Source organism: Aquabacterium sp., from assembly GCF_035476535.1.
Taxonomy (GTDB): Bacteria; Pseudomonadota; Gammaproteobacteria; order Burkholderiales; family Burkholderiaceae_C; genus Pseudaquabacterium.
The window spans coordinates 1-13798 of sequence record NZ_DATILJ010000297.1; the positions used below are offsets into that span (position 1 = coordinate 1).

General features: G+C 65.9%; 11 protein-coding genes. All 11 read right to left on the minus strand.

Annotated features, from left to right (window positions below; all coding sequences use genetic code 11):
• Positions 1 to 61 precede the first annotated feature (61 nt).
• A complete protein-coding gene (locus VLK61_RS28655; RefSeq protein ID WP_325426504.1) occupies positions 62 to 691 on the minus strand; it encodes an MlaC/ttg2D family ABC transporter substrate-binding protein in 630 nt (209 codons plus the stop codon).
• Between the two features lie 65 nt (positions 692 to 756).
• Entirely contained in the window at positions 757 to 1515 is a 759-nt protein-coding gene (locus tag VLK61_RS28660) for an MlaA family lipoprotein (RefSeq protein WP_325426506.1), read from the minus strand.
• A 23-nt stretch (positions 1516 to 1538) separates the two neighbouring features.
• Positions 1539 to 2021, minus strand: coding sequence for an outer membrane lipid asymmetry maintenance protein MlaD (gene mlaD / locus VLK61_RS28665; protein WP_325426508.1), 483 nt, complete (start codon positions 2019 to 2021; stop codon positions 1539 to 1541).
• A gap of 18 nt (positions 2022 to 2039) precedes the next feature.
• Positions 2040 to 2819: a lipid asymmetry maintenance ABC transporter permease subunit MlaE gene (gene mlaE / locus VLK61_RS28670; protein ID WP_325426510.1), complete on the minus strand. Its 780-nt coding sequence runs from the start codon at positions 2817 to 2819 to the stop codon at positions 2040 to 2042.
• Positions 2816 to 3631, minus strand: coding sequence for an ABC transporter ATP-binding protein (locus VLK61_RS28675; protein WP_325426511.1), 816 nt, complete (start codon positions 3629 to 3631; stop codon positions 2816 to 2818). Before VLK61_RS28675 ends, mlaE begins: the two co-directional genes overlap by 4 nt.
• A gap of 199 nt (positions 3632 to 3830) precedes the next feature.
• Positions 3831 to 5297 (minus strand): glutamate synthase subunit beta, encoded by a 1467-nt coding sequence (locus tag VLK61_RS28680; protein WP_325426513.1) that lies wholly within the window; start codon positions 5295 to 5297, stop codon positions 3831 to 3833.
• A gap of 33 nt (positions 5298 to 5330) precedes the next feature.
• Positions 5331 to 10091 carry a glutamate synthase-related protein gene (locus VLK61_RS28685; protein ID WP_325426515.1) on the minus strand — a complete coding sequence of 1587 codons (4761 nt, stop codon included), beginning with the start codon at positions 10089 to 10091 and terminating at the stop codon, positions 5331 to 5333.
• A gap of 196 nt (positions 10092 to 10287) precedes the next feature.
• Positions 10288 to 10986: a transposase gene (locus VLK61_RS28690; protein WP_325426517.1), complete on the minus strand. Its 699-nt coding sequence runs from the start codon at positions 10984 to 10986 to the stop codon at positions 10288 to 10290.
• 22 nt (positions 10987 to 11008) lie between these two features.
• A complete protein-coding gene (locus VLK61_RS28695; protein WP_325426519.1) occupies positions 11009 to 12169 on the minus strand; it encodes a deoxyguanosinetriphosphate triphosphohydrolase in 1161 nt (386 codons plus the stop codon).
• 6 nt (positions 12170 to 12175) lie between these two features.
• A complete protein-coding gene (gene aroB / locus VLK61_RS28700) occupies positions 12176 to 13285 on the minus strand; it encodes a 3-dehydroquinate synthase (RefSeq protein ID WP_325426521.1) in 1110 nt (369 codons plus the stop codon).
• A 33-nt stretch (positions 13286 to 13318) separates the two neighbouring features.
• A partial coding sequence (locus VLK61_RS28705) for a shikimate kinase (RefSeq protein WP_325426523.1) occupies positions 13319 to 13798 on the minus strand: 480 nt, incomplete at its 5' end.

Sequence of the window (13798 nt, forward strand, 5' to 3'; positions counted from 1 at the left end):
TGCGCCAGCGTGACGCGGGCCTCGCTGATGGTCAGCACCACCGGCAACACGATCGCGGCCATCAGTTCTTGGTATTGCCGTTGGTGGCCTTGTTCTTTTCGGCCAGGCGGGTGATCAGCGCATCCAGGCCGCCGGCGTTGAGGTCTTTCGCGAACTGGCCCTTGTAGGCCTCGACGACCCAGAATCCGCCCACATTCACGTCGTAGATCTTCCAGGCTTCGCCGGCCTTTTCGAGCCGGTAGTCCAGCTGGATCGGCTCCCCTTGACCACGCACCTCCGTGCGCACCACCAGGTCGCCATCGGCGGCCGGCGTACCGCGCAGCGGCTTGACGTTCACGCTCTGGTTCTTCACCTGCGTCAGCGCGCCGGAGTAGGTATTGACCATCAAGGTCTTGAACTCTTCGAGCATGCGTTTCTGTTGCTCGGGCGTGGCCGAACGCCATTGCGGGCCGACCGACATCGCCGTCATGCGCTGGAAATTCACATGCGGCATCACCTTGGCATCGACCAGCGCACGAATACGACCGACATCACCGGCCTGGATGGCCTTGTCGGCCTTGACGGCATCGATCACCTCGTTCGACAGGGTCCGCACGAACACGTCGGCACCCACTGCTTCAGCGCGTGCCATCGGCACGGCAGCCACGGCACACATCAGGCCCAGTGCGGAGATCCAGGTACGTCGCAACATCTGTTGATCCTTTCGAGCAGGCGGCTTGCCTGCGACACATTCAACGCGCCATGTGCGCCATCGGTTCACTTGGCCGGCGCCGAAGCCGACGCAGCGGGCGCCGGCGTGGCCTCATCGTCCTCGGGCGGTTCGCCGTCGTAGATCAGGTTGCGGCGGCGTGCCAGGTAGGCATCGCGCAGCAGGATGTACTTGTCCAGCGCAATGTCGTCGAGCACGCGCGAGGCGTTCAACAGCTTCACCCGTGTATTCAGCAACTGCAGCGCGGTGGCTCCGTTCTGGTCACGCACCTCGCGAAACACCAGGTTAGGCGGCGAGGCCTTGAAGTCCACCGTCAGGGCAGCGGTGTCACGCACGGTCGATGGCCCCAGCAGCGGCAGCACCAAGTAAGGCCCGCTCTTCAGGCCCCAGCGACCCAGCGTCTGGCCAAAGTCTTCCACCGACTTGCGATCCAGACCCACTTCGTCGGCCACATCGACAAAACCAAAAATGCCGAACACCGTGTTCGTGGCAACCCGCATGCCCATCTCGAGCGCCGCGCGCGGCTTGGCCTGCAAGGCCAGATTGACAGCGGACCACAGGTCGCCGACGTTGGCGAACACATTGTCGACGCCGGTGCGCAACCACTCGGGCACCACGGCACGGTAGCCCAGTGCCAGCGGCTTGATCAGCACCGCGTCCAGCGCTTCGTTGAAGCTGAACATGCGGCGGTTGAAGCGCTCCCAAGGGTCGGCTCGTTCAGTGGACGGTCCGGTGTTCTCCAGCACCGGCGTGCGCCAGGGCAGGCTGGCGCAGCCTTGCAGGCCCAGCAGCAGCAGGGTCAGCATCACGACCGCAAGCGCTCGCCGCATCATTTCTTGCCTCCGGCGTCTGTCCCTGCATCAGCGGCTTTGCTGAAGAGGAACTGGCTAATCAGGTTTTCCAGCACCACGGCAGACTGGGTCTGCTTGATCGCGTCACCGGCCACCAGGTTCTTCTCGTCGCCGCCGGCCTCGAGGCCGATGTACTGGTCCCCCAGCAGGCCGGCGGTCAGGATCTTGGCCGAGGTGTCTTTCGGAAACTGGTAGCCCTCCTGCACTTCCAGTGTCACCACGCCCTGGTAGGTCTTGGGGTCGAGCGAGATCGAGGTGACGCGCCCCACCGACACCCCGGCGCTGCGCACTGGCGCGCGCACCTTGAGGCCACCGATGTTGTCAAAGCGTGCCAACAGCGTGTAGCTGTTGTTATTGCCGAAGTTGCCCAGGTTGGCAGCCTTCATCGCAATGAACAGCAAGCCCAACGTGCCCAGCAGCACGAACAGGCCGACCAATGTTTCAATTCCCTTTTTGCCCATTGGCTATCTCCCCTTGCATCACGGTGTCGAGAACATCAGCGCCGTGAGGATGAAGTCCATGCCCAGCACGGCCAGCGACGAGATCACCACCGTGCGGGTGGTGGCGTAGGCCACGCCCTCCGGCGTGGCCTGCGTCTCGTAGCCCTGGTACAGCGCGACGAAGGTGCAGATCGCGCCGAACACCGCGCTCTTCGCGACGCCGTTGCCGACGTCGCGCCAGATGTCGACCTTGGCTTGCTGGATGGACCAGAAGTTGCCGGCATCGATGCCGATCAAGCCCACGCCGACCACCCAGGCCCCGATGATGCCGACCGCCGAGAACAGAATGGCCAGCAGGGGCATCGCGACGATACCGCCCAAAAAGCGCGGCGCCAGCACGCGGGCGCGGGGATCGATGGCCATCAGCTCCATCGCCGCAATCTGCTCGCCGGCCTTCATCAAGCCGATCTCGGCGGTGAGCGAGGTACCGGCACGGCCGGCGAACAGCAGCGCGGTGACCACCGGCCCCAGTTCGCGCACCAGCGACAGGTTGACGATCAGACCCAGCGATTCGGCTGCGCCATAGGTGACCAGCGCGTAGTACATCTGCAGCGCGAGCACGAAGCCCACGGCGAGGCCGGAAGCCAGGATGATCACCAGCGAACGGTTGCCGATGGCGTGGATCTGCACCGTCACCAGCGAAAAGCGCTTCAGCGCCGCAGGTAGCACCCGCAGCAGATCCAGGAAGAACAGCGTCGCATGGCCCCAGCCCCTCATTACCGCCAGCGCGCTGGCGCCCAGGAGTGCCAGCCAGTTCATGGCCGCTCCACCAAGCCGAAATCTTCGGCCATGCCCGGTGCCGGGTAGTGGAACTTGACCGGCCCGTCGGGCTCGCCGCGCACGAACTGGCGCACCTCCGGTTCCATCGACTCCATCAGTTCCTTCGGCGTGCCCTGCGCGACGATGCGGCCTTGCGCGGCCATCAGGATCACGTGGTCGCTGATCGCCATGCACTCAGGCACGTCGTGCGAGACCACCAGCGAAGTCGCGCCGGTCACGTCGTTGAGCGTGCGGATCAGCTTGGCGGCCACGCCCATCGAGATCAGGTCCAGCCCGGCAAAGGGTTCGTCGTACATGATCAGTTCGGGATCGAGCGCAATCGCCCGCGCCAGCGCGATTCGCCTGGCCATGCCGCCCGAGACTTCGGCAATGCGCAGCGACGCGGCACCGCGCAGGCCCACGGCATTGAGCTTCATCAGCACGATGTCGCGGATCAGCGCTTCGGGCAGATCGGTCTGCTCGCGCAGCGGGAACGCGACGTTGTCGAACACCGTCAGGTCGGTGAACAACGCACCGAACTGGAACAGCATGCCCAGCCGCCGGCGCAGCCGGTACAACTGCGCGCGGTCCCGGGCATTGACCACTTCACCATCGAAGACCACGCGGCCGCGGGTGGCACCGTGCACCCCACCGATCAGGCGCAGCAAGGTGGTCTTGCCGCAGCCCGAGCCGCCAAGAATCGCGGTGACCTTGCCGCGCTGGAAGCGCAGACTCACGTCGTCCAGGATGCTGCGACTGGCGTCGTAGCCGAACGAAACATGGTCGATCTCGATCAGGGTATCGGAGCTCAAGGGGCAGGCGGCCGGGCCTGGTGGCCCTTGTTGTGGGAGGGTGCCCGGGCATGACGCCCCAGGGCTGTGCGAAAAAAGATTGTCGCACGCCAGGTTTACCCGTAAGGACTTGCCCCGATTCGACCGCGCAAAGAACTGTTGCCGGGCTGGTTGCAGGTGTGTCCAGCCCGGGTTTCAGCGCAACGCGCGCGAGCGCCGATCAGCGCGGCAGCGTGCTGCTGCCCATCAGGTATTCATCGACCGCCCGTGCGGCCTGGCGGCCTTCGCGGATGGCCCAGACCACCAGCGACTGGCCGCGGCGCATGTCGCCGGCAGCAAACACCTTGTCGACATTGGTCTTGTAGCTGGCAACGCCTTCGGTGCTGGCGCGTGCATTGCCGCGTGCGTCCTTGTCGACACCGAAGGCCTCGAGCACGGTGGCCACCGGGTTCACGAAGCCCATCGCCAACAGCACCAGGTCGGCCTTGAACTCCTTCTCGCTGCCGGGCACCTCGACCATCTTGCCGCCCTGCCATTCGACCTGCACGGTCTTCAGGCTGGTCACCTTGCCCTTGCTGCCGATGAACTCCTTGGTGGCGATCGCAAACGTGCGCTCGCAGCCTTCTTCATGGCTGGAACTGGTGCGCAGCTTGTAGGGCCAGTACGGCCAGGTCAGCGGCCGGTTCTCTTCTTCCGGCGGCGTCGGCATCAGCTCGAATTGCGTGACGCTGGCCGCGCCATGACGGTTGCTGGTGCCGACACAGTCACTGCCGGTGTCGCCGCCGCCAATCACGATGACATGCTTGCCGGTGGCCGTGATCTGGCCCTTGAGCTTGTCTCCGGCCACCACCTTGTTCTGCTGCGGCAGAAACTCCATCGCGTAGTGCACGCCGTCGAGCTCACGCCCGGGTACCGGCAGATCGCGGCTCTGTTCAGAACCACCGGTCAGCACGATGGCATCGAAGCTGGCCTGCAATTCGGCGGGCGAGACGATTTCCTTCGCATCGTTGGTGACCTTGCTGCCCTCGGGCAGGTGGCCAACCATCACACCGGCGCGGAAGGTCACGCCCTCCGCCTTCATCTGCTCGACGCGCCGATCGATGTGCGTCTTCTCCATCTTGAAGTCGGGGATGCCGTAGCGCAGCAGACCACCGATGCGGCTGTTCTTCTCGAACAGCGTCACGTCATGGCCGGCGCGTGCCAGTTGCTGCGCAGCGGCCATGCCGGCCGGGCCGGAGCCGACCACGGCGACCTTCTTGCCGGTCTTGAGCTTGGGCAGTTGGGGCAACACCCAGCCTTCGGCCCAGCCGCGGTCGATGATCGCGTGCTCGATCGACTTGATGCCCACCGCATCGTCGTTGACGTTCAGCGTGCAGGCCGCTTCGCAGGGTGCCGGGCAGACACGGCCGGTGAACTCCGGGAAGTTGTTGGTGGAGTGCAGCACGGTCAGCGCATTGCGCCAATCGCCGCGGTACACCAGGTCGTTGAAGTCCGGAATGATGTTGTTCACCGGGCAGCCGGAGTTGCAGAAAGGCGTGCCGCAATCCATGCAACGAGCGCCCTGCACCTTGGCCTGCTCGTTGTTCAGGCCGATGACGAACTCTTTGTAGTTCTTCACGCGCTGGGGCACGGGCTCGTAGCCCTCCTCCAGCCGCTCATATTCCATGAAACCAGTAACCTTGCCCATCTTGCTATTCCTTGTCGTGCGCGTTGCGTCAGATCACTTGGCCGGAACGGACTTCGAGCCCTTCTTGTCCGTCGGGCTCGCCGCCTTGGCCTTGGCGATGGTCTGGCTGCTTTCCTTCGCCGCATTGATTTCGCCGAGCGCGCGCTTGTATTCGTTCGGGAAGACCTTCACGAAGCGTGCGCGGGCGTGGGCCCAGTCGTCGACGATCTCGCGGGCACGCAGCGAACCGGTCCAGCGGTGGTGACTCTCCACCAGCGCCTTCAGCAGCGTTTCGTCGGCCTCGTCCTTGTGCCACAGCGCGCGGTCGACGGCGGTTTCCTGCTCGTCGCGTGACAGCACCTTGTCCAGCGACACCATCGCCGGGTTGCAGCGCTTGGCGAACTGGCCGTCTTCGTCGTAGACATAGGCCACGCCACCGGACATGCCGGCCGCGAAGTTACGGCCGGTTTTGCCCAGCACGACGACGGTGCCGCCGGTCATGTATTCGCAGCCATGGTCGCCTGTGCCTTCGACCACCGCGGTGGCGCCCGACAGCCGCACCGCGAAGCGTTCACCGGCCACGCCGCGGAAGAAGGCTTCACCACTGGTCGCGCCATACAGCGCGGTGTTGCCGATGATGATGTTCTTCACCGCATCGCCGCGGAAATCGATGCTCGGCCGCACAACCACGCGCCCGCCGGACAAGCCTTTGCCGGTGTAGTCGTTGGCATCGCCGATCAGGTACAGCGTGATGCCGTTGGCCAGGAACGCGCCGAAGCTCTGGCCGCCGGTGCCTTCCATCTGCATGAAGATGGTGTGGTCGGGCAAGCCTTCGGGGCGATGACGGATCAGCTCGCCGGACAGCATCGCGCCGACCGAGCGGTTGACGTTGCGCGTGTCCTCCATGAACTGCACTTTTTCGCCGCGCTCGATGGCCGCTTTGCAGCGCTCGATCAGCTTGACGTCCAGCGCCTTCTCGAGACGATGGTCCTGCAGCTCGACATGGAAGCGCGGCACATCGGCCGGCACCTGCGGCTGGTGGAAGACGCGGCTGAAGTCCAGCCCCCGCGCCTTCCAGTGCGCGATGCCCTTCTTGGTGTCCAGCAGGTCGGCGCGGCCGATCAGCTCGTCGAACTTGCGGATGCCCAGCTGCGCCATGATCTGGCGCGCCTCTTCGGCGACGAAGAAGAAGAAGTTGACGACATGCTCGGGCTTGCCGGTGAACTTCTTGCGCAGCACCGGGTCCTGCGTGGCCACGCCCACCGGGCAGGTGTTCAGATGGCACTTGCGCATCATGATGCAGCCTTCGGCGACCAGCGGCGCGGTCGCGAAACCGAACTCGTCGGCACCGAGCAGCGCACCGATCACCACGTCGCGGCCGGTCTTCATCTGGCCGTCGGCCTGCACGCGCACGCGGCTGCGCAGGCGGTTCAGCACCAGCGTCTGCTGCGTCTCGGCCAGGCCCAGCTCCCAGGGCGTGCCGGCATGCTTGATCGACGACCACGGCGAGGCGCCGGTGCCGCCGTCGTGGCCGGCGATCACCACATGGTCGGCCTTGCACTTGGTGACGCCGGCGGCGATGGTGCCCACACCCACTTCGGACACCAGCTTGACACTGACCGAGGCCCGCGGATTCGCGTTCTTCAGGTCGTGGATCAGCTGCGCCAGGTCTTCGATCGAGTAGATGTCGTGGTGCGGTGGCGGGCTGATCAGGCCAACACCTGGCACCGAATAACGCAGCATGCCGATGTAGTCGGACACCTTGCCGCCAGGCAACTGGCCGCCTTCGCCCGGCTTGGCGCCCTGCGCCATCTTGATCTGGATCTGATCGGCCGAGACAAGGTACTCGGTGGTCACGCCGAAACGGCCCGAGGCCACCTGCTTGATCTTCGAGCGCAGCGAATCGCCGTCCTGCATCTCGTAGTCGGCCGCGATGACCTTGCTGCCGATGACGTCCGACACCTTGGTGCCGGCGGTGATCTTGATGCCCTTGAGTTCACCGCGATAACGCGCAGGATCCTCGCCGCCTTCACCGGTATTGCTCTTGCAGCCGATGCGGTTCATGGCGATGGCCAAGGTTGTATGCGCCTCGGTGCTGATCGAGCCCAGCGACATCGCGCCGGTGGCGAAGCGCTTGACGATCTCGGCCGCCGACTCCACCTCTTCCAGCGCAATCGCCTTGCTCGGGTCGACCTTGAATTCGAACAGACCGCGCAGCGTCATGTGGCGCTTGCTCTGGTCGTTGATCAGCTGCGCATAGTCCTTGTAGGTCTCGAACTTGCCCGAGCGTGCGCTGTGCTGCAGCTTGGCGATGGCGTCGGGCGTCCACATGTGCTCTTCGCCGCGCGTGCGCCAGGCGTATTCGCCGCCGGCGTCGAGCATGCTCTCCAGCACCGGGTCGTCGCCGAAGGCGGCGATGTGCGTGCGCAGCGCCTCTTCAGCGACCTCGAACACGCCGATGCCGCCGACCTGCGTGGCCGTGCCGCGAAAGTACTTCTGCACGAACGCCTTCTCGAGGCCGATGGCCTCGAAGAGCTGCGCGCCGCAGTAGGACATGTAGGTCGACACGCCCATCTTGGACATGATCTTCGACAAGCCCTTGCCGATGGCCTTGACGTAGTTGTAGATCGCCTTCTCGGCGGACAGCTGGCCCGGCAGCGTGTGATGCAACTCGGCCAGCGTCTCCATCGCCAGGTAGGGGTGCACGGCTTCGGCACCATAGCCCGCCAGCACGCCGAAGTGATGCACCTCGCGCGCCGAGCCGGTCTCGACGACCAGGCCGGCTGTCGTGCGCACGCCCTCGCGCACCAGGTGGTGGTGGATCGCCGACAGCGCCAGCAGCGCCGGGATCGCCACCTGGTCGCGGCTCATGCGGCGGTCGGTGATGATCAAGATGTTGTGGCCGCCCTTGATCGCGTCCACCGCCTCGGCGCACAGCGACGCGAGCTTGGCCTCGACACCTTCACGGCCCCAGGCCAGCGGGTAGGTGATGTTGATCTCGTAGCTCTTGAACTTGCCGTTGGTGTGCTTCTCGATCGCGCGCAGCCGCGCCATGTCGTCGAAGTCCAGCACCGGCTGTGTCACTTCCAGCCGCATCGGCGGGTTCACCGCGTTGATGTCCAGCAGGTTCGGCTTCGGGCCGATGAACGAGTTCAGCGACATCACGATGGCTTCGCGGATCGGGTCGATCGGCGGATTCGTGACCTGGGCGAACAGCTGCTTGAAGTAGTTGAACAGCGGCTTGTTCTTGTCCGACAGCACGGCCAGCGGCGAGTCGTTACCCATCGAGCCGATGCCTTCTTCGGCAGCGGTGGCCATCGGCGCCAGCAGGAATTTGATGTCTTCCTGGGTGTAGCCGAAGGCCTGCTGGCGGTCGAGCAGCGACTCGGGGAATTCGTCGGGGCCGCCGGTCACTTCCACCGTGTCGAGGCGGATGCGCACGTTCTCGATCCACTGCCGGTAGGGCTTGGCGAAGGCGAACTGGTTCTTCAGCTCTTCGTCGTCGACGATGCGGCCCTGCTCCAGGTCGATCAGGAACATCTTGCCGGGCTGGAGCCGCCACTTCTTGACGATCTTGTTCTCGGGGATCGGCAGCACACCGGATTCCGAGGCCATCACGACCAGGTCGTCGTCGGTGACGATGTAGCGCGCCGGGCGGAGGCCGTTGCGGTCCAGCGTCGCGCCGATCTGCTTGCCGTCGGTGAAGACCATCGCGGCCGGGCCGTCCCAGGGCTCCATCATCGCCGCGTGGTATTCGTAGAAGGCGCGACGGCGCACATCCATCATTTCGTGCTGTTCCCAGGCCTCGGGAATCATCATCATCGCCGCGTGGGCCAGCGGGTAGCCGGACATCGTCAGCAACTCGAGCGCGTTGTCAAAGGTGGCGGTATCGCTCTGGCCTTCGAAGCTGATCGGGTACAGCTTCTTCAGGTCCTCACCCAGCACCGGCGACTTCATCACGCCCTCACGGGCGCGCATCCAGTTGAAGTTGCCCTTGACGGTGTTGATCTCGCCGTTGTGCGCAACCATGCGGTACGGGTGCGACAGCGGCCATTCGGGGAAGGTGTTCGTTGAGAAACGCTGGTGAACCAGCGCCAGCGCCGAGGTGACGCGCGGGTCCTTGAGGTCCTGGTAGTACTGGCCAACCTGATCGGCCAGCAGCAGGCCCTTGTAGATGACGGTCCGGCAGCTCATGCTGGGCACGTAGTACTCGCGGCTGTGCGTGAGCTTGAGGGCCTGGATCGCTGCCGAAGCGGTCTTGCGGATCACGTACAGCTTGCGCTCCAGCGCATCCGGCACGATGACATCGGCACCGCGGCCGATGAAGATCTGGCGTATCACGGGCTCCTTGGCGCGCACTGCCGGGCTCATCGGCATCTCGCGGTCGACCGGCACGTCGCGCCAGCCCAGCAGCACCTGTCCTTCGGTCTTCACCGCGCGTTCCAGTTCCTGCTCGCAGGCCAGGCGCGAGGCATGTTCCTTGGGCAGGAAGATGATGCCGACACCGTATTCGCCGGGCGGCGGCAGGTCGATGCCCTGGGTCGCCATCTCGGCGCGGTAGAACTCGTCCGGCAGCTGGATCAGGATGCCGGCGCCGTCGCCCATCAACTTGTCGGCGCCCACCGCGCCGCGGTGGTCCAGGTTCTCCAGGATCTTCAGGCCTTGCTCGACGATGCTGTGGGCGCGTTGGCCCTTGATGTGGGCAACGAAGCCGACGCCGCACGCATCGTGCTCCTGCGTCGGGTCGTACAGGCCGCTCTGGGCGAGCGCTTCGATTTCGGTGCGGGACGCGGGTCCCTGGACGGCATCGCTCATCGCGCGCTCCTTCACAAGATCTGACGAGCCGCGAGGTTACTGCACCGCAGCAAGTGGCTCAAGTGGTTTCTGCTTTGGTATGACCCCATTTAATTACGATTCGGATGGGTTCCTTGTTAATTGGGGTCACTACATTTCGTGGCGGCAAAAGCCTCTGAACCGGGACTAGCATTTCCCGAGCCAAGGCGGACGGCGCTCACGCCTGAGGCTGCCGTTTTGGCGGCCGTCCCCGCGGCCGCGGCTGCACGGGTCGACCTGCGTGTTCGGCCAACTGCGTGAGGAATGCGGCGTCGCCGAGCGCCCAGCCTTTGCGGCTGGCCTCGGCGAACTGGAGCACGCGCTGGGCCGCCAGACCCTCCTCCAGGCAACGTCGATAGCTCAGTTCCCGATCGAAGGGTGTGTTGCCGAGTTGCCAATAGACCGCGTTGTCGGTCACCACCGGATCGCGCACTTGTCCCAGGTGGTGCCGGGCACTGGACCAGGCATAGTCGGCCGCCGTGGCCGCCAGGCCGACCCGCACGGGATGCAGGTCGACGAACAACATGGCCTCCAGCGTGATCGACCCCGGCTGCACGATGGTCGCGCGAAAACGCCCGTCCCACAGCGCGCCGCTGCGGCCATGGCGGCGGTTGAAGCCGGCGACGTAGCGCCGGCCCAGTTCCTGCACCAGACGGCTCAAGCCGTCGCCGCGCTCCGGCGTCACCAGCATCAGGGCCTGCTCATCGGTCAGCACATGGGCATGCACGGCCGCGCGCTGCTGCGACGCAGCGTCGCGCAAAGCGGCCAGATAGCGGCGCCGATCTTCATCGTCCAGGCACAAGGGTCGATCCGGCAGGCCGCGCAACACCACTAGATGGGGCTGCCCGGCAACGGCCAACCGGCTCAGGCGGGCCATGGTGGCGCTGCGGCTGCAGGGCTCACTGCGGCTCGGCCGCCGCGCCGGCCGCAGCGGCGAACTCGTCGCGGCCTGTCAGGCGCCGGTGTTCGCGGGTGGCGAAGCGATCGGTCATGCCGGCCACGTAGTCGGCTACCGCACGTGGCAGGTCCGGCCGCGTTGCAAAGTCACTCGGCATCTCGCCGGGTGCGGCGGCATAGGCCTCGAACAACGCCCGCACCACCGTGCGCGCTGCACCGGTGGTGCGCATGACCTGCGGGTGGCGGTAGAGGTGGCGCATCAGCAAGCGCTTCAGTTCCGTGCTCTCGGCCTGCATCGGCGGGCTGAAGCTGATCAGCGACGGCAGCAGGCGAGCCACTTGCGCATCCGCCGGCCGGGCAGCGGTGATCGCCGCGTGACTGGTGTCGATCACGTCGTGGATCTGCTCGGACAGCATGCGGCGGATGATCTCGAACAGCAAGCGCCGGCCGAGTAGCGCCGGGTGATCGCGCAAGGCGCCGCGCAGGTGGCGCTGCACCAGCGGCAAGGCTTCCAGCTGCGGCAGCGACAACAAGCCAGAACGCACGCCGTCGTCGATGTCGTGGGCGTTGTAGGCAATCTCGTCGGCCAGGTTCGTCAGCTGCGCTTCGAGGCTGGGCCGGGTGCCATCGAGAAAGCGTCGGCCGACACCGCCGGGCTCGGCAGCCTCGATGCGCTCGGCATCGCGCCGCGCGCAATGCTTGAGGATGCCCTCCCGCGTCTCGAAGCACAGGTTCAGGCCGTCGAAGTCCGGGTAGCGCACCTCGAGGCAATCCACGACACGCAGACTCTGCAAGTTGTGTTCGAAGCCGCCGTGGGCGCGCATGCAGTCATGCAGCGCGTCCTGGCCGGCGTGACCGAAGGGGGTGTGGCCGAGGTCATGCGCCAAGGCGATGCCTTCGACCAGGTCTTCGTTGAGCTGCAGCCCGCGGGCGATGGCACGGCCCAGCTGTGCCACTTCCAGCGAATGCGTCAAGCGCGTGCGGAACAGGTCGCCCTCGTGATTGATGAACACCTGGGTCTTGTAGACCAGCCGCCGGAAGGCGGTGGAGTGCACGATGCGGTCGCGGTCGCGCTGGAAGTCGTCGCGCAGGCGGACCGCAGGCTCGGGATGACGCCGGCCGCGGGACTCGGCGGCAACGCTGGCATGGGCGGCCAGGGCCATGCGGGTTCAGTCGGTCGACGTGTGGGCCGCGATCACGTCGAGCACGAGTGCATCCGGAGCGCCACGCATCTGCGCCCTGCCGACACCATCGAGCAGCACGAAGCGGATCTCGCCGGCCTCGGACTTCTTGTCCACACGCATCAACTCAAGCCAACGCGCACCCGGCATCACCGGCGCCTGCACCGGCAACCCGGCACGCTGGATGAGCTGGGTCAGGCGCGGCACGAAGGCCGGCGCCACCAAGCCCAGCCGCGCCGACAGCTCAGCCGCCAGCACCATGCCGCAGCCAATGGCCTCGCCATGCAGCCACTGGCCATAGCCCAGGCCTGCCTCGATGGCGTGGCCGAAGGTGTGGCCGAAATTCAGGATGGCACGCAGCCCGTTCTCGCGCTCGTCCTGGCCCACGACCCAGGCCTTGATCTCGCAGGATCGCTGAACCGCATGCGCCAGCGCGCGGGGCTCCAGCGCTCGCAGGTCCTCGACATGGGTCTCGAGCCAGGCCAGGAACTCGGCATCGGCAATCGGCCCGTACTTGATGACCTCGGCCAAACCAGCCGACAGTTCGCGCGGCGGCAAGGTGTTGAGCATCGCCAGATCGCAGATCACGCGCGCAGGCTGGTAGAACGCGCCGACCATGTTCTTGCCCAGCGGGTGGTTCACGGCGGTCTTGCCGCCGACCGACGAGTCCACCTGCGCGAGCAAGGTGGTCGGCACCTGCACGAAGGGCACGCCGCGCATGTAGCAGGCCGCCGCGAAGCCGGTGATGTCGCCCACCACGCCGCCGCCCAGCGCATACAGCACGGTCTTGCGGTCGCATCCGGCGCCGAGCAATGCATCGAACACGAGGTTCAACGTGGCCCAGTCCTTGTGCGCCTCGCCATCCGGCAACTGCACCTGCAGCACCCGGCGATGGCGCTGCGACAGGCGCGTCGCCAGTGCCTGCGCATACAGCGGCGCCACGGTGGTGTTGCTGACGATCAGCGCGTCGGCCGAGGCGGGCAGGCCGTCCCAGCAGGCGTCGTCGGCCAGCAGGCCGCTGCCGATCACGATGTCGTAGCTGCGCTCGTTCAGCGCGATCGGTACGCGCACGGTGCCGGAGGAGGTAGCGAGATTCATGGCCGCAAGTGTAGGCGGCACGAAATGCGCGAGTCAGCGTACCGGGGGCAAGACCCGGCCGACGGTGGCCGGCACCTGCGACGGATCGATCACGCCGGCCAACTCCAACTGCATCAGGATCATGTTCGTCAGCATCGGCACCGTGGGTCGGCCGGTCTCGATGACGAACTGCGCGGCGTCGCGGTACAGCGGGTCGCGCTCGCGGTACAGCTCACGCAATCGGCGCAGCGGGTCGGCCACCTGCAGCAGCGGGCGTTGGGTGTCGTGCCGCAGGCGGCGGAACAACTCTTCCGGTGTCGAGCGCAGGTAGACCACGTGCGTATGGCTGGCCAGCGCGTACCGGTTCGCGGCGCGCAACATGGCGCCGCCTCCGGTCGCGATCACGGTGTTGTCGAGCCGGCTCAGCCGCTCGACGACCGCTTGCTCGATGTCGCGGAACGCAGCCTCACCTTGCTGCTCGAAGAACACCCGGATCGGCATGCCGATCTGCTGCTCGACCTCAGTGTCGCTGTC